16 protein-coding genes are annotated in these 15,000 nt (G+C 35.8%); 8 read left to right on the top strand and 8 right to left on the bottom strand.

The features are described from left to right. Window positions 1-20: 20 nt before the first annotated feature. A complete protein-coding gene (locus ACLHDF_RS22160; RefSeq protein ID WP_413920770.1) occupies window positions 21-608 on the bottom strand; it encodes a lysophospholipid acyltransferase family protein in 588 nt (195 codons plus the stop codon). 269 nt (window positions 609-877) lie between these two features. On the opposite strand from ACLHDF_RS22160, the gene ACLHDF_RS22155 reads away from it, so the two are divergent. From ACLHDF_RS22155 to uraH, 3 genes are read left to right on the top strand one after another with little or no spacing between them, the layout of a single operon-like run. Next, window positions 878-2,200: a nucleobase:cation symporter-2 family protein gene (locus tag ACLHDF_RS22155; protein ID WP_413920769.1), complete on the top strand. Its 1,323-nt coding sequence runs from the start codon at window positions 878-880 to the stop codon at window positions 2,198-2,200. A gap of 12 nt (window positions 2,201-2,212) precedes the next feature. Beyond that, window positions 2,213-2,740, top strand: coding sequence for a 2-oxo-4-hydroxy-4-carboxy-5-ureidoimidazoline decarboxylase (gene uraD, locus ACLHDF_RS22150; RefSeq protein ID WP_413920768.1), 528 nt, complete (start codon window positions 2,213-2,215; stop codon window positions 2,738-2,740). Next, complete coding sequence (gene uraH / locus ACLHDF_RS22145; protein WP_413920767.1) at window positions 2,737-3,093, top strand: hydroxyisourate hydrolase; 357 nt, start codon at window positions 2,737-2,739, stop codon at window positions 3,091-3,093. The genes uraD and uraH overlap by 4 nt, the downstream gene beginning before the upstream one ends. A 35-nt stretch (window positions 3,094-3,128) precedes the next feature. Here uraH and ACLHDF_RS22140 read toward each other — a convergent pair whose 3' ends face one another. Then, window positions 3,129-3,629 (bottom strand): N-acetyltransferase family protein, encoded by a 501-nt coding sequence (locus tag ACLHDF_RS22140; RefSeq protein ID WP_413920766.1) that lies wholly within the window; start codon window positions 3,627-3,629, stop codon window positions 3,129-3,131. Between the two features lie 410 nt (window positions 3,630-4,039). Between ACLHDF_RS22140 and ACLHDF_RS22135 the strand changes: the two genes are divergently transcribed. From ACLHDF_RS22135 to ACLHDF_RS22125, 3 genes are all read left to right on the top strand, one after another. After that, complete coding sequence (locus ACLHDF_RS22135) at window positions 4,040-4,534, top strand: hypothetical protein (protein ID WP_413920765.1); 495 nt, start codon at window positions 4,040-4,042, stop codon at window positions 4,532-4,534. 427 nt (window positions 4,535-4,961) lie between these two features. Beyond that, window positions 4,962-5,891, top strand: coding sequence for a PD-(D/E)XK nuclease family protein (locus ACLHDF_RS22130; protein WP_413920764.1), 930 nt, complete (start codon window positions 4,962-4,964; stop codon window positions 5,889-5,891). A 156-nt stretch (window positions 5,892-6,047) separates the two neighbouring features. Then, window positions 6,048-7,328 carry an Nramp family divalent metal transporter gene (locus ACLHDF_RS22125; protein ID WP_413920763.1) on the top strand — a complete coding sequence of 427 codons (1,281 nt, stop codon included), beginning with the start codon at window positions 6,048-6,050 and terminating at the stop codon, window positions 7,326-7,328. 98 nt (window positions 7,329-7,426) lie between these two features. Here the strand turns inward: ACLHDF_RS22125 and ACLHDF_RS22120 are convergent, their stop codons facing one another. Continuing rightward, entirely contained in the window at window positions 7,427-7,882 is a 456-nt protein-coding gene (locus ACLHDF_RS22120; RefSeq protein ID WP_413920762.1) for a hypothetical protein, read from the bottom strand. Between the two features lie 292 nt (window positions 7,883-8,174). Further along, window positions 8,175-8,963 carry an HAD family hydrolase gene (locus tag ACLHDF_RS22115; protein ID WP_413920761.1) on the bottom strand — a complete coding sequence of 263 codons (789 nt, stop codon included), beginning with the start codon at window positions 8,961-8,963 and terminating at the stop codon, window positions 8,175-8,177. Window positions 8,964-9,162: 199 nt separating this feature from the next. Between ACLHDF_RS22115 and ACLHDF_RS22110 the strand changes: the two genes are divergently transcribed. Continuing rightward, window positions 9,163-9,615 (top strand): MarR family winged helix-turn-helix transcriptional regulator, encoded by a 453-nt coding sequence (locus tag ACLHDF_RS22110; protein ID WP_413920760.1) that lies wholly within the window; start codon window positions 9,163-9,165, stop codon window positions 9,613-9,615. A gap of 39 nt (window positions 9,616-9,654) precedes the next feature. Here the strand turns inward: ACLHDF_RS22110 and ACLHDF_RS22105 are convergent, their stop codons facing one another. Together ACLHDF_RS22105 and ACLHDF_RS22100 are read right to left on the bottom strand one after the other, a co-directional pair. Continuing rightward, complete coding sequence (locus ACLHDF_RS22105; protein WP_413920759.1) at window positions 9,655-10,089, bottom strand: hypothetical protein; 435 nt, start codon at window positions 10,087-10,089, stop codon at window positions 9,655-9,657. Between the two features lie 135 nt (window positions 10,090-10,224). After that, on the bottom strand, window positions 10,225-11,307 hold the full coding sequence (locus tag ACLHDF_RS22100; RefSeq protein WP_413920758.1) for a tyrosine-type recombinase/integrase: 1,083 nt from the start codon (window positions 11,305-11,307) through the stop codon (window positions 10,225-10,227). A 338-nt stretch (window positions 11,308-11,645) separates the two neighbouring features. Between ACLHDF_RS22100 and ACLHDF_RS22095 the strand changes: the two genes are divergently transcribed. Next, complete coding sequence (locus ACLHDF_RS22095) at window positions 11,646-12,641, top strand: DUF3231 family protein (protein WP_413920757.1); 996 nt, start codon at window positions 11,646-11,648, stop codon at window positions 12,639-12,641. Window positions 12,642-12,704: 63 nt separating this feature from the next. Here the strand turns inward: ACLHDF_RS22095 and ACLHDF_RS22090 are convergent, their stop codons facing one another. Together ACLHDF_RS22090 and ACLHDF_RS22085 are read right to left on the bottom strand one after the other, a co-directional pair. After that, window positions 12,705-13,895, bottom strand: coding sequence for a TcaA NTF2-like domain-containing protein (locus tag ACLHDF_RS22090; RefSeq protein WP_413920756.1), 1,191 nt, complete (start codon window positions 13,893-13,895; stop codon window positions 12,705-12,707). Between the two features lie 47 nt (window positions 13,896-13,942). Continuing rightward, on the bottom strand, window positions 13,943-14,872 hold the full coding sequence (locus ACLHDF_RS22085) for a TcaA NTF2-like domain-containing protein (protein ID WP_413920755.1): 930 nt from the start codon (window positions 14,870-14,872) through the stop codon (window positions 13,943-13,945). Window positions 14,873-15,000 lie beyond the last annotated feature (128 nt).

Below are 15,000 nucleotides of genomic sequence, written 5' to 3'. Positions count from 1 at the left end.
GATGCACCTCCGCTATGAAGTTATTTTGCTGTTTTCTCTAACGCATGAATCGAAGCTGTTAAGTGATTTGACACCTCAGCAAGGCGATTTTTTGTCAGTTTGTCTTCACCAAGATAGATAGGGTTTCCAAAGGAAATGACAATGGGATTCTTTGAAAATAGCTCTTTTACATTTGCAGGTCCTTTGTAAACCGCTGGTACAATAGGAACCTTTGCCATGCTTGCTATAGTGACTGCTCCTTTTTTTAGAGGAACGTCTTCCTCAGTCCGCGTGCCGCTAGGAAAAATTCCTACTATATGTCCTTCTTTTGCCAATTTAATAGGTGTTTTAATACTGCTAGGTCCTGGATTGCTACGATCTACTGGGAATGCGTTAAGTTTTTTTAATACATTACTAGTGAGTATATGATTAAAAAGCTCTTTTTTTGCCATAAAATGAATTTGATGAGGCAAAACAGCTGTACCAAGTGCTACGACGTCTACCCACCCCTTATGCGAACAAGCGATAACAAATCCTGTGTCCGTTGGCAGATACTCTCTGTTCCTTACACAAAGCTTCCCTCTCCTTTTTAATAAAAATCTACATGTGTGAGCCGCAACATTATACATATACGTTTCCTCTTCTCTCTATTTTTTGAAAATATAGACAAAATTATATCACTTAATACTAAGATCTGGTACTAAAAAATAAATGTAACATCTTTTTACACGATAACTTCACTACTTCTCTGTGTATTGTATAAAACCGGATATTAACCTTTTTGTTTTTAGTCAACTTAACTAATGACATCTCTTAAAAAACATTTTACTATTAATATATCATTTTAAATGTAATATTTATTAACATTACATGTGATATAATTAAAGGGGGTTTTTAATTGAATAAACAAAATCTACCGTTTCAACTAGCTTCATTGGGATTACAGCACGTACTTGCTATGTATGCGGGTGCCATTCTTGTTCCACTGATGGTGGGACGCGCATTAAATCTAAATGCGCATGATTTAGCCTATCTCGTGGCCATTGATTTACTGACATGCGGACTAGCCACGCTGTTGCAGGCATGGACAAACAGATGGTTTGGGATTGGGCTTCCTGTTGTACTTGGAAGCTCTTTTGTAGCCGTGACTCCTATGATTGCAATTGGGACTCAATATGGAATTAGCGCTGTTTACGGAGCGATTATTGCCGGTGGTATTTTCATCGTGCTGGCAGCAAGTTTTTTAGGCAAAATTATTAAATTCTTTCCTCCAGTTGTCACAGGAACGGTTGTGACGATGATTGGTTTATCACTTGTACCATCGGCTGTCCGAAATATGGCAGGAGGAGTGGGGAGTGAAGATTTTGGTTCTCTTTCTAATCTTCTTCTTTCTTTTGGTGTTCTAGCGCTTATTTTAATTTTAAATCGATTTTTTAGCGGTTTTCTTCGTTCTCTTTCTGTGTTGATTGGAATTGTATCCGGAACAATAGTCGCTGTATTAATGGGGAAAGTTGATTTCACTAATTTTAATCAAGCTTCTTGGCTGCACATTCCTACTCCTTTTTATTTTGGGATGCCCACTTTTGAAATCGGGCCAATTTTAACGATGATCCTCGTATGCTTGGTCATTATTATCGAGTCTACAGGCGTATTTTTAGCATTAGGAAAGCTGTGCGACCGAGAATTAACGGAAAAAGATTTTACAAAAGGCTATCGTGCCGAAGGAATCGCCATTGCTCTTGGAGGGCTATTTAATGCTTTCCCTTACAATACATTCGCTCAGAATGTAGGACTGGTTCAATTATCGAAAGTAAAAACAAAAAATGTGGTGGTAGTAGCCGGCTTTATTCTCGTATTGCTAGGACTTGTTCCTAAAATTGCTGCTTTTACAACCATTATTCCCACTCCTGTTTTAGGAGGAGCAATGATTGTATTGTTCGGTTTAGTTATTTCATCAGGAGTTAAAATGCTAAGCGCTGTTGATTTGACCAAACAAGAAAATCTGCTTATTATTGCTTGCTCTCTTTCACTCGGCCTTGGCGTAACAGTGGTACCTGATTTATTCGCTCAGCTCCCAAATGCTTTGTGCGTAATTGTAAGCGATGGAGTTATTACGGGAAGTTTAGCTGCCATTTTATTAAATCTCTTTTTTAACGCATCGATTGAACGAAAAATACCTTCTGTCTCCTTGGATAAGACAGACTATTCAGAAATAAAATAAAGGTGGTTTAGTATGAATAATGTATCTATACAGTATATAAATCAGCTTAGCAAGCAGCATTTCGTCTCGCTAGTTGGTGATATATTTGAACATTCAGCTTGGGTTGCAGAAGAAGTTTATCCAAAGCGTCCCTTCTCCTCCGTTGAACAACTTCATGAAAAGATGAAAGAAATTGTAGCACAAGCATCTGCAGAAAAACAGCTTGAGCTGCTGCAGGCCCATCCAAATCTAGGTGCAAATATCGCTATGACATCTGCTTCTACTGCAGAACAAACTAAAGCAGGCTTACAAAACTTAACGCAAGATGAGTATGAACAGTTTTCTTCCCTTAATCAAACGTATATGGAGAAGTTTCCTTTTCCTTTTATTTTGGCAGTACGAGGTAAACAAAAAGAAGATATCTACAAGGCAATGCAAAACCGCTTACTAAATACCGAACAAGCGGAGTTTGATACAGCATTAGAAGAAGTATATAAAATTGCTTTCTTTCGTTTAACGGATAAAGTTATTGAAGATAAGGAGGCAAAAAAACGAGCATGACTAAAATTACAACGCATATTTTAGATCTTACCCACGGATGTCCGGCTGCTTTTGTCAAAGTTGATTTTTATCATATCCAGTCAGAAAGTAAACGAATAAAGCTTTCAGATGGTACTACAAATGAAGACGGTAGGTTAGCAAACCCGCTCTTCTCTTCTGAAGCGTTTGAGTCAGGAGATTATGAACTTCTCTTTCATATTGGAGAATATTATAAAAAGCAAGAAGTTCAATCAACACATCCTCCCTTTTTAAATCACGTTTCTGTTCGAGTTGGATTATCTTCCGAACAAGAACACTATCACATTCCTTTGCTTGTGTCACCGTGGGGATACCAAATTTACAGAGGAAGTTAAAAAAAGAAACGGCGTCTTTAAACGTCGTTTCTTTTTTAGTTGAGTAATTTAGACATATAGTACTCATCAATGAACAAACCGCCAATTCGCAGTGAATGTTTTTTAGTTCCTTCAATTTCAAATCCTACTTTATCATACAAAGAAAGAGCCTTCTCATGCTGTACAGCAACTGTAAGCTCAAGACGGTGAATATGTTGTTCTCTCGCCCATTCTTCAAGCGCACTGATTAAAGCTGTCCCAATCCCTTGATTTTGAAACGTTCTTCGAATACCTAATGTCAAAGAAGCGATGTGAGCGTTTCGGTTCGCTTCGCCTCCTGTTGCAGCTATATACCCCACAAGCATCTCGTTTTCTTCCGCTACAATAATAGTAGAGTTCGGTTGCTGCTTAAAGATTTCAATGTTTTTCTCCTGTTGATCTGTGCTCAGCTTTCGCTCTCCGCTTTCAAACAGCATAAACTTACTTTCTTCTTCAATTTGTTTAAGCAAATCTACAAAGTTTGCAGCATCATGTAACTCTAATTCTCTAATTTGCATGCTGATCCCCCTTTTTCTGTGTCCCTTATATATGTATTGGTTCACCTCTATAAAATATAGCTTTACAGTTTCTTACGAAAAATACCACTTTTTAAGAAACGGAAGTAGAACAAAAAACCTACTATTTTCTCTTTTTTTTGAAATGATTTTTTCCTCTGTATAATTTTAAATCACTTATCAACTTCTGTAAAATTTTTAGATTTCCTCTTTTTATTTCCATTTATCTTCCTTTTTAATAGGTATAAATTTCATCTATAGAGACATTTTATATAAAAAATGTGACTATTAGCCTATTTTACAAGAAGAAAGAAAGCAATAAATGTAATTTTACGTGTAATCGTTTAAAATAAAAAAGTGGAAATTTTATGTACATATTCTCCTTAATTATTGATCTGTGAAAGGAATTTATTATGAAAGTACAACCCACAAAATGTGGTGTATATGTCTTAAGCGGTCTAGGAACTATTATTGTTTGCTTCTTATTTTTACTTAAGAACAGCACTCTCTTTCTAGAGGAAGAATATGGCCAAAAGAAACCTGAAGCTGAGTTTACGGTAAACGAACATACCTATCACCTCCATAAAGGTTCTATTAACTGGTCAAATGGCCGTTCGACAACCAAAAAAGAAATAAATGTATATGATTTATATACATACATATCGCAACAAAAAAGTATCCCATTGAAACAGCAACAATTGGTTAAGCTTCATTTTTCCAACTTAGACGGCGCTTATATTCGAGGTGTGAGTGTACATATATGGAAAAACAACGGTGAAAAAAGTAAGCTGTTTGTCAAAAACAATGAATTTAAACTTCCTAAAAATCAAGGTTTGTACGTTGTTGATATTGTGATCAACTCTACAAGAGGAACAATGCAATATGCGGCAAATGTGCAAATACAGTAAGTTTTTACATGTTTAAGTTTGGCTGTAGTAAATAAAAGTGTCGAAAGTTATTAAAGAGATGAAAATAATCCCACAAAAAAAGAGAGCAATTTGCTCTCTTTTTTATAAAATGAAAAAGACGCCCACGCAGGACGTCTTTGATGCGTTTGTGGCGGGGACCGTGTGACCACATTCACACGTTTAGCTCGAAAGCATGTCCTTCGACTTACACAAATTAGCTCATCGCTTTATTAATATAACATTAGCGATAAAAAAAAGCAATCAATTTTTAAATAGTTTTTTCTATTTATACATATTTCCAGAGAATCCACAAAATAATATGCATGCGTAGCTATTCACTCTCTACATTATTAGTCTATTTTAACCGCTGTACGAATACACTAATAGACCAGCCTATGCGCAGTTTTTGAAAAAGGATGTGAATAGCTTGTTTCGAATCACTGATTTTCCTGAATTTTCGTGGTCATACTCTAGGCATAAAATGATCACACAGTGTAAACGAAAGTATGCATATCACTATTATGTCTCACATAACGGATGGCTTGACGGTGCTTCCGAACGGTCTCAAAGAGCCTATCGGTTAAAAAAGGTTTCTACTCTGTCTATGTATGCAGGACAAGCCGTTCGTCAAGTGATTACAGAGGCTATTTCTGACTATACATCTACACATCTTGTCCCGGATGAGCGGGACTTAGTAGAGAAAGTGCAGCAACTACTAAATAACGCACTGCGTGATTCTAGTGATTACGGAGAGCTTTGGTATCATAAGCCCGCTCAGTATAAGATGCTTTTAGAGTTCTACGAAAATGGATATATTTCTAAAAAAGATCTTAAAGACATGCAAAAACGGGTACAAATTTGTGTGCATCACTTTTTACAAAGTAAATCGTTTTGCGACATGCTATCTTCACCTTTCTTAGAAGTAGAGTCTCAGCAGTCGTTTCGTTCCATAAATGTGTATGATCATAAAGTATATGCTCCTTTTCATTCTCTTTTTAAACATCCAACCACAGGAGAATTTACGATTGTTGATTGGAAGACAAGTAAACAAACAAAAGATGATTTGTTTCAACTGGCGATATACGCCCTCTACGTGCTAGCTGAATATAATATTTCCGTTGATCGAATAAAAGTCCGGAACGAACACTTGCTTTCAAGCAGCTCGCGTACGTATCAGCTTACCCTTCACGAAATTGAAGCAATTCTTCGGCAAATCGATACGAGCATTGATTATATGAAAACTTTTTTGGAACAATCAGAGGTAAACCAGCCTCTTCCGCTTGAACATTTTCCTCAAGCTGATAAACCCGCTTCCTGTCATGGCTGTGCATTTAAAGAATTGTGCCAAACGGGATAAAGAACGTGTGGAAATAGCCTATATTTTTTATCAAACTTTTTTATTGTCAAAAGAACATTTACTAGCATATAATTTGCATTAAGGAAACATTTTATACTTCATGTAAAAAAATTAGCTCGGGCTATTTATTGTTCATCAAGGAAAGGAGCACTAGACATGAAAGAACAAAACGGCAGTAAAATATTATCAGCTATGCAGCTAAGTGCTCAAGACGTATTGTCGGGTAAAACAAAGGGACTCAAGCGATTATTACCCTTCTTAGGCCCTGCTTTTATCGCTGCGGTTGCCTATATTGATCCGGGGAATTTTGCCACTAACATCGCAGCAGGATCTCAATACGGTTACATGCTGCTTTGGGTTGTATTAATTTCTAACTTAATGGCTGTTTTAATTCAATCGTTATCAGCTAAATTAGGTATTGCAACGGGCTTGAATTTACCTGAGATAGCGCAAGAACACTTCCCGTCGTTCGTTTCTTTTGGGCTTTGGATACAAGGGGAATTAGTTATTATGGCGACGGATTTAGCGGAATTTATTGGAGCTGCTCTTGGAATTTATTTATTATTTCATATTCCTTTGTTCCCAGCTGCACTTATTGCAGCGGTAGGTTCCTTTGCTATTTTAGAATTGCAAAGACGAGGTGTTCGACTGCTAGAAGCGGCTATTGCGGCGATGGTTTTTATTGTGGTATTAGCATTTGGGACCCAAATGTTTCTTGCACATCCAGACGGAGCAAGTGTTGTCCATGGATTATTTGTTCCTCAGTTTCACGGAACAGACAGCGTCCTATTAGCTTCGGGAATTTTAGGTGCTACAGTTATGCCACACGCGATTTATTTGCACTCCGCTCTTACGCAGCGCCGCGTGGTAGGATCTACAGAAGCGGAGAAAAAAGCGATTTTCCGCTTTGAATTTATTGATATTGTTATTGCGATGATTATTGCTGGTGCAATTAATGCCAGCATGCTGATTGTCGCAGCCGCTCTATTTTTTAAAAACGGACTAAACGTTCAAGATTTGGACCTGGCTTTTACACAATTTGAACATTTAATCGGTCCTTTTGCAGCTATTGCGTTCGGGGTCGGTTTATTATCTTCAGGCCTTTCAAGCTCTTCGGTCGGAACGATGTCTGGAGATGTCATCATGCAAGGATTTATTAAACGGAGAATTCCTTTATATCTTCGCCGTTTTATTACAATTATTCCGCCGCTTTTGATTATCGGGCTTGGCGTGAATCCAACTAGTGCATTAGTTGTCAGTCAAGTCATTTTATCGTTTGGAATTGCATTTGCGCTTGTTCCTCTTATCATGTTTACAAGCAGTAAAAAAATCATGGGCGGACTGGTCAATCATAGAGCAACAACTGCTATAGCTTGGGTAATTGCTGCATTAGTCATTTGTTTAAATATCTTTTTGATTTACCAAACTTTCGCATAGTTAACCAAACAACTTACTCAAACAGTGTTTTTAAGAAGAAAAAGCAAAAAAGAGACCGCAATTGTTAGACTGTATCTAACTTTTTAGGGTCTCTTTTTTTAAATGATAGTAAAAATGAAATAAACGAGAGTTCCAATAATAGCCCATAGCACTAAGTAACCCAATGGATAGAAATAGGAGTAGTTTTCTTTACGGATTGAAAGAATGCGATCAACAATAAAAATAAGAATAACTCCCATCATTCCGAATTCAAACATTAAAAATCCAAAAATGGCATGGAATATAAATGACATGACAAAATCAATTTTTTTACTACGTTCTTTTACAAAAGCACTGACTAATAAATCAACAATAACCGTGCCTAACGTCCCCATTATTAAAAAGAATGGTGTAAAAAATAAAAGGTATAAAGGAAATAAATCGATGAAATGCGAGCTGCTTTGTTTAACAGAAAAATTGGGAATGGACTCTTTTATACCTGGCATAAAACAAAAAAGCAAAGCAAAAAGAAACGCAGCTATAATAGCCGCTGATAGTTTTCTATTTAAATGCATGTTTATTTTTTTATTACTGAATTCAGTATTTGTCTTTGTATTATTATAATTCATATGTCTTTGGTGTGATGTGCGCGCCTTTTCCTTTCTCCTAATTTTTTCATCCGTATTTTATGTCCATCTTTTGTTACCGACAATTACAATGATACACGTTCTTTTTGAACTTGACTAGACTATCGTTTGCTCATCTTCCCTTCTATGTTCCTTTTTTTCAGCTGATGGTTGTAGTATAGTTTGTTCTTTCTACAACAAAAAAAGAGACGATTTCCGTCTCTTTTTTTGTTTGTTCGCATTACGAATTTAGTTTATCGAGAATCGAATGCAATTCACTTAAATGTGTAATTTCATAAGTAGGGATGACTTCATTTCGCTCTTTATTGTGACGATTAATCCATACAGATTTCATTCCAACACGAGAAGAACCCAATATATCTGTCATTAAATTATCCCCAACCATAATTGCTTCATCTTTCTTTAAATCCATAAGTGATAAAGCGTGGTCGAAAATAGATGGATCAGGCTTCCCTCGGCCAAATGCACCTGATATTACAATCTCATCAAAATATGGAACTAGTTCTGATGTAATATCTAATTTGGTATTTTGTAAGTCAGGTGAACCGTTTGTTAACAATAACAGCTTGTACTTCCCTTTTAATTGATCAAGCACCTCAAACGTTTCTTCATATACAAAAGGTGTTTTACGGCGCTCTAACGGAAAACGCTCGGCTAGTTCCGCTCCAAAAGCATCATCGTGAATTCCTAGTGCACGAAGGCCTCGAGTCCATGCTTCTTTGCGATACGTAGGAACAATATCTTTCATTTTGCGGAAGTCATCATGATCGTCTAAAAAATTTCCCCATAATCCTTCAAATGGATTAATGCCAATCATTTGCGTGAATTCATATGTTTCATACGACGCATATAATTCTCTTGCTTCTCTACGCACTTCTTCTTCTAGTTCTTCAGGCTTTACATTATATTTCTCACTTGCATATGTACATGTTGCAACAAATGCTTCTTTTACGCTTTTTTGATCCCAAAGTAGCGTGTCATCTAAGTCGAAAAATACCGCTTTAATCATGGATGTGTGTACCCCCTACTGTTTTTGAAAAAGTTTAACTATTCTTACACTAGATTACAAGGATACACACAATAAGTCTAGTATATTTGCATTTTATTCTGTAAATTTATTTTTATAAAGGCGTCGCTTTTACAAACAAATTTACAGAAATAACAACAGCTGATATAATCACAGCATGTATGTATGCAGGAGGTTTTATATGGAATCGTTAGAAGAAATATTCGGCATTCCCACAGTTCGGACAAGTAAGCGCTTAAGCAGAGTAGTTGCTGCACGCTTGCGCCCTTTTGGAATTACGCCAGAACAGTGGACCGTTTTAAAACGCGTATCAGAAGCTGAATATAGTACGCAGAAACAATTAGCTGAGCGAGCAGATAAAGATCAAGCGACGATGACTAAAATTTTAGATTTACTAGAAAAACAAAATTGGATTCAACGTATCAGAAATCCAGAAGATCGCCGCTCGTTTTTTATTCAAATAACAGAAGAAGGCCTGCGTTTAAAAATAGAAGTGACACCTGCTGTAGAACAATTGTTTTTCGAATTAACATCCGAATTAAACGAGCAACAAGTAAGTATTTATACTGACATTTTACGAAAACTTGAATACCGCGCCGAACAATTACTTCAAGACGCAGAAGACCTATGCTAAATACCCAAAACCCCACAGATCATATTATTCTGTGGGGTTTTACACGTAGTTAGCAATGCACAATACTTCTTTAATTTTTGAAATCACTTGTTTTGCTTCATCTGTTAAAGAGGTAAATTTAAAAGCGATGGATTCTGCATTTGGATTAATAAAGGGTTCTTTGTTCGTGTCTTTGCGATAGTCTTCAATTTGTTCTAAACAATATTTTAAAATAAACGATAAGTTCGCACGTCGAAATCTCAAACTGACAGTAGAAGGCCATCTTTTTTGAAATTGATTGCTTCCTTCATACTGAATCGCTCCAATATAGCGTTCTCCCGATAAAAAAGACTCTTTGCTTCGGTATAGCTGAACGGTTTGAGCTGTTCCGCTCCAGTCAATATAAATACCTGCTGTTTCACAAACTTCATATATGTAATGAAAAAGCTCCGTTACTTCTCCAAAATGGTAGTGAAGCGGATGTTTAGCCGTCATAGATAGCTCCCTCCTTTATTGACTTTCTACCATTATATTGTAAGGAAAGTAACTTATTCATTTATACAACTTATTTCATACGTATAAGTAGTAAAATATATGTTTTTTTAGTTTACATAAAAATGTTATAAGTAATTAGCGATAGCCTGATTTTCGAAAAGCATCGTATACGGTATCCTCCTGAAGTTTTTCAAGATAAACGTTTGTTGTAGCAATGGAAGAATGCCCTACCACTTGCTTTACAACCGCAAGCGGAACATCATTGGCTAAGCTGTTTGTAATGAAGGTATGACGAAACCAGTGAGGAGATATTGACGCATTTCCTTTTACTTTATAAACAGCTGACTTAATTGTTCGATACAACGTTGTATAGGACAATCGCTTCTTTTCGCCCGTACGATAGTACTCTTTAATGGAGTAAAAAAGTGGTTCAGTATTAAAAGGACTTAGTTCAGTACTTTCATTTAAAGCTTGCCGGTAAATGAAAAGCGTTTCTTTTACATCATCAAAAACGGGAATAGTTCGTTCTTTTTTCCCTTTACCAATCACATCTACAACAAGATTTCCGCGGCGATCTTTGCGGAAGCTTCCCCAATTTAAGCCCAGCAGTTCACTTGAACGCATCCCACTCATATACAAAAGCATTCCCATTAAGCGATTCCGTGCTTTAAATTCTTTTTCGTGCTCACGAATGCGCACGACTGATTCTAACGCATTTACAATCACTTGCGCTTCGCGGTCAGTTAGCTCTCGATATTCGGTACGATTTTGTTTTTCCTTATCACTGTAATGCCCTTTTGCAATAGAAGGTTTTTCAATCCACGTGGTATACAGTGAAGGATAAAAATGTGTAGCATGTCCAAAATCTAGCATTCTTCTAAAAAATTCTAGTTTTCTTGCAGCGGTGCGGTTTGCATATTGATTAATCATTTCGCCATTAAATAATTTGACTTCCATAAACCCAATCGATTTTAATGTGATCTCTCGTTTATAGAAAAAAGACAAGATAGTTTTCATATCTTGGTTGTAAGATCTTATCGTATGAGGAGAAAGTGATTTTTTGATAATGCGTATTGAAAAAAAGAGCTGAATAAATTCTTCATCTGAAACGTGCTTTAAATTCAAGTTGTTATCTTCATCCAACAGCTCTGCTTCTTCCCACTGTTCTTTTAGCTGGCGAAATGAATTTTTCGCAGGTGATACTTCAAATTCTTCCATTTTATCCCTCCTTATGATCAAAAAGGAAGACATGGTCTTTAAATGAATCAGAATTAAATTTAATGAACTTTTCTTCATTCGTGATAAATACCATCAAAAGTTTTGAAAAACCTCTATAAACTCAATTTGAACAGCCGTTTTTTTAAAACGTTTTATTATTTGTATCCATTATATGTAAAATGAATGCTATTTTTCGCTTATTTCTTTACTTTATCATATAAACGCTTGATAAGGAAGAGTTATCTTGCGTTAGTTAAGTAAAGGATTTTGTTCTGTGTTAAAGAGTAATATTTTGGAGATACTATTAAAAGTTTAGGTGATAATTGGAGGTTCCGATTTTGGATAATCAGAAAATTAGATTGACGTCTTCAGAAATTACAAGTTTATGGACACAATACATTCAGGACACCATGTCCGTTTGTATTAGCAAATATGTGTTAGTAAAGGTTAAAGATCCCGAGGTTTATTCTCTTTTTGAATTCACTTTAGAATTAGCTGAAAAGCATTTACATGTACTTAGAGATATCTTCAAAGCTGAAAAATTAGATTTGCCTATTGGTTTTACTAATAAAGATGTAAACCTAGATGCTCCTCCTTTGTTTACGGACACCTTTTGGTTAGTATATATACACGAAATGACCATGCATGGGTTAGCTGGATATAGTATATCTTTTAGTGTTTCAGCAAGAAAAGATATACGCGACCATTATTACCAATGCAATATTGATGCAATGGATCTTTATAATAAATCTATTGAAATTCTTATATCGAAAGGCATTTATCAGCGATCTCCCTATTTTTCTAAAACGGAAAGAGGTCAATCGATTACAGAATGGGGATATATTATGGACCTATTCGGAGATAAAAGACAGTTGAACTCAATGGAAGCTGGAAATATTTATTTTAATTTAAAAAAGAGTATTGCAGCTAAAGCGCTTGTGAATGGCTTTAAACAGGTAACCAAAGATAAAGATATCCATAGCTTTATGGATGAATGTCTGCACACAGCCAGTAAAAATATAAACGTTTTTTCTTCATTGCTTCAAGAAGAAAGTCTGCAGTCTCCGCGCTTGTTGGATGCTGAAATTACAAATTCAGACGTAGCTCCTTTTTCCGATAAACTAATGGTGTTTCATGCAGGATTTTTGTTTCATTTAGCTACTACCTATTATGCTGCGGCTATGATAACTAGTATGAGAATAGATGTAGCCGGACATTGCGATGCTTCTATTTTAAGGGATTTAAAAACCATCTCTTCTTTTGGACGAATAATGATCAAAAAAGGATGGATAGAAAAATTACCTAAAGCTGATGATCGGAAGGAATTATCTTAATAGCCTGCGAACCTCTTTTGTGCTATCTGTAAATAAAAAACATCACGCTCTGCGTGATGTTTTTTAAAGCGATTCAATTTTAGTCAGGTGCAGCTGTTTATTATTGTAGGAAACGGTATACGTTCGATAATATTCTTTTTCTTGACTTTGACCGTTCGTTGTAATTGAAATAACTTCTTTTGTTCGAATTGTGTAGACCACTTCAGCTTCTTCTTCACTCACAGGTTCAACGTCTAATACCGAATAATCAACGAGTTCTTCTCGAATGTCTCTTTCATACAGCATTTTCACAAGCTGCTTTTGATCATTCCATAAGACGCTGTCTCGCTCGATATAAGGCTGTACGTGTTCAAATTTATTCATGTTAATAGACTTTGTTAAACTCTTCAAATAATGTTCAATAAAAATATCTGCGGTTTCTTGATCAACTTTTTGGATGTTTTTTAAATTAAAATCTTTTTCTTCCTTCTCTTCTTTTTCTTTTTCATTTTCTTTAAAATCGTCGATGCGCTGAGAACTGATTTTGCTGATGGCATACTTTGTATTGTTCTCTTTGAAAACCAAAATTTCTTCTTTTTCCCCTTTTTCATTTGTACGGGTGGTTTCGCCTTGGTATGAAATATCGCTAGAAGGATTAATTGACTTTACGTATTCGATATATTCATCGGCCGTAATATTGAGATATTTTTGATGATAGGTGACTTCATCCCATTCATTTAATTTCCAGTGCTTATTTACGTATTTAAAATTCATGTAAATGGTTAGTCCGCCGCTTCCTTCCTTACTAATTGGCTCAATGGCCGACACGGAAAATTGCCCAGCATGATTGTTAATAAGTTCAAATCGAATAACGTGATTTACATCAGGGAAAAAGCTCATATTGCATTCTTTACAGTAATAGTTAGTAGAGATACTTTTTAACTTTGTTGCAATTAAAGACGATGTCGCGTATGGCGTTAGCGCTTTTTTTAGCGTTTCATAATCAGCAGGGTTAGATTCATTTTCCCATTCATACTCTTCCCCTAATTCTTTATAGGTACTTGAAATTTTATTCATCGTCTCAACCGCAGTTTTTTCTGCTTTTTTTTCTGATACAGGTTCTGGCTGAAGAGATGACTTAGCTTGATCTTTTGGGATCACTTCATCTGAGGAAGGTTCAGTTGGTTTGGATAACTTAACTGTTTCTTTTTCTTCACAGGCTGTCAAAACCATTAGTAGCAGTAGAACGAACGAGATCGTCCATTTTTTATGCATAAGGTGTCCTCCTCCATGCCGAATTTAGTATGTCTTTTAAATGATCTTTAATTCTCAAACGTATCGAGCACATAATCACCGCTTGGAATTCCCCACTTTGCCTTTTTATTTTGATCTGTTTTAGCAAGTAATGAAATGGAGTTTTCTTTGAGCGTAATGACAATTGTCCCTTTATTTCCTTGTCCATCATTTTCATAGTTAATAGCGGCTTGGTTATTTTTAAAGCGAATATTTTTTTGTTCAACGGTTGATACGCGGATTTTGCTAGGTGGCTGGTACGAATTTATTTTAATTGTTGCTTCCGAGTTGGATGTAGCAAGAAATTGAATAATAGGAGATCCGTTATCATTGCCAGTGGTCCATTTTCCATCGTAGTCGTGTAAATCTGTTGTTTGTGTAGTGGGAGTTTCAGTGCTTGCATTTGGTTTAGATGAAAAATCAAATGGTTCTACACTCGATAACTTTAACGTATCGTTTTGATAAACGGCAGTATAAAGACGGTCACAAGCTTTAGTATAAGAATCTTTACCTGGCTGCTTCAATACGCTTTCCTCATGGGTTTGTATTTTGAACACATGGTTAGGTTCTTCATACCAATTAACAATATGAAACGTTTGCTTCTTCTGCTCGATGCCTTGTCGTGTAAAATTTTCAACAAGAAGGTTCTGCTCTTTATAAAAAGAACTGTCCACTTTCAAAAAAGCCTTTATATCATCAAAAGAGTTTTGATCAACTGCTTTTTCGAATGCTGAAAAATAATCGGTCATCCAAGCTGTAATAAATTTCCCGCTCATTGCTTCTTTATTCAAATCAATTGATTGAATACTTTCTACCTGTGTTTTTGGTTCATTTAGTACTTTTTTTGCATCTTTTTCTACTATCATTGTATTTCCCTCTTTTAATGTTTCTTCTTGCTGACAAGCTGATAACAGAATAGATGAAACAACCGTGATAATGATTGTATTACGTTTGTTCATCATAATTGCCCCTTCTTTATCTAATATAAATGTATGTATATTCTTCCAACAAACAGACCTAGTATATCATTCTACAAAAAAACGCTCAACCCTTTAATTTCACAAGAAAAACGGCTTGCCTTTACAGC

Source organism: Priestia megaterium, from assembly GCF_046599315.1.
GTDB lineage: Bacteria > Bacillota > Bacilli > Bacillales > Bacillaceae_H > Priestia > Priestia megaterium_F.
The sequence above is the reverse complement of the archived record's forward strand: the minus strand, read 5'-3'. Positions and strand labels throughout refer to the sequence as shown.

What these genes read in the sequence shown, in the direction of transcription:
- ACLHDF_RS22135 (WP_413920765.1), top strand. Translation starts at nt 4,040, where the DNA reads ATGAAAGTACAACCCACAAAATGTGGTGTATATGTCTTAAGCGGTCTA.
- ACLHDF_RS22085 (WP_413920755.1), bottom strand. Translation starts at nt 14,872, where the DNA reads ATGAACAAACGTAATACAATCATTATCACGGTTGTTTCATCTATTCTG.
- ACLHDF_RS22115 (WP_413920761.1), bottom strand. Translation starts at nt 8,963, where the DNA reads ATGATTAAAGCGGTATTTTTCGACTTAGATGACACGCTACTTTGGGAT.
- ACLHDF_RS22100 (WP_413920758.1), bottom strand. Translation starts at nt 11,307, where the DNA reads ATGGAAGAATTTGAAGTATCACCTGCGAAAAATTCATTTCGCCAGCTA.
- ACLHDF_RS22105 (WP_413920759.1), bottom strand. Translation starts at nt 10,089, where the DNA reads ATGACGGCTAAACATCCGCTTCACTACCATTTTGGAGAAGTAACGGAG.
- ACLHDF_RS22140 (WP_413920766.1), bottom strand. Translation starts at nt 3,629, where the DNA reads ATGCAAATTAGAGAATTAGAGTTACATGATGCTGCAAACTTTGTAGAT.
- uraD (WP_413920768.1), top strand. Translation starts at nt 2,213, where the DNA reads ATGAATAATGTATCTATACAGTATATAAATCAGCTTAGCAAGCAGCAT.
- ACLHDF_RS22090 (WP_413920756.1), bottom strand. Translation starts at nt 13,895, where the DNA reads ATGCATAAAAAATGGACGATCTCGTTCGTTCTACTGCTACTAATGGTT.
- ACLHDF_RS22125 (WP_413920763.1), top strand. Translation starts at nt 6,048, where the DNA reads ATGAAAGAACAAAACGGCAGTAAAATATTATCAGCTATGCAGCTAAGT.
- ACLHDF_RS22120 (WP_413920762.1), bottom strand. Translation starts at nt 7,882, where the DNA reads ATGCATTTAAATAGAAAACTATCAGCGGCTATTATAGCTGCGTTTCTT.
- ACLHDF_RS22110 (WP_413920760.1), top strand. Translation starts at nt 9,163, where the DNA reads ATGGAATCGTTAGAAGAAATATTCGGCATTCCCACAGTTCGGACAAGT.
- uraH (WP_413920767.1), top strand. Translation starts at nt 2,737, where the DNA reads ATGACTAAAATTACAACGCATATTTTAGATCTTACCCACGGATGTCCG.
- ACLHDF_RS22160 (WP_413920770.1), bottom strand. Translation starts at nt 608, where the DNA reads ATGTATAATGTTGCGGCTCACACATGTAGATTTTTATTAAAAAGGAGA.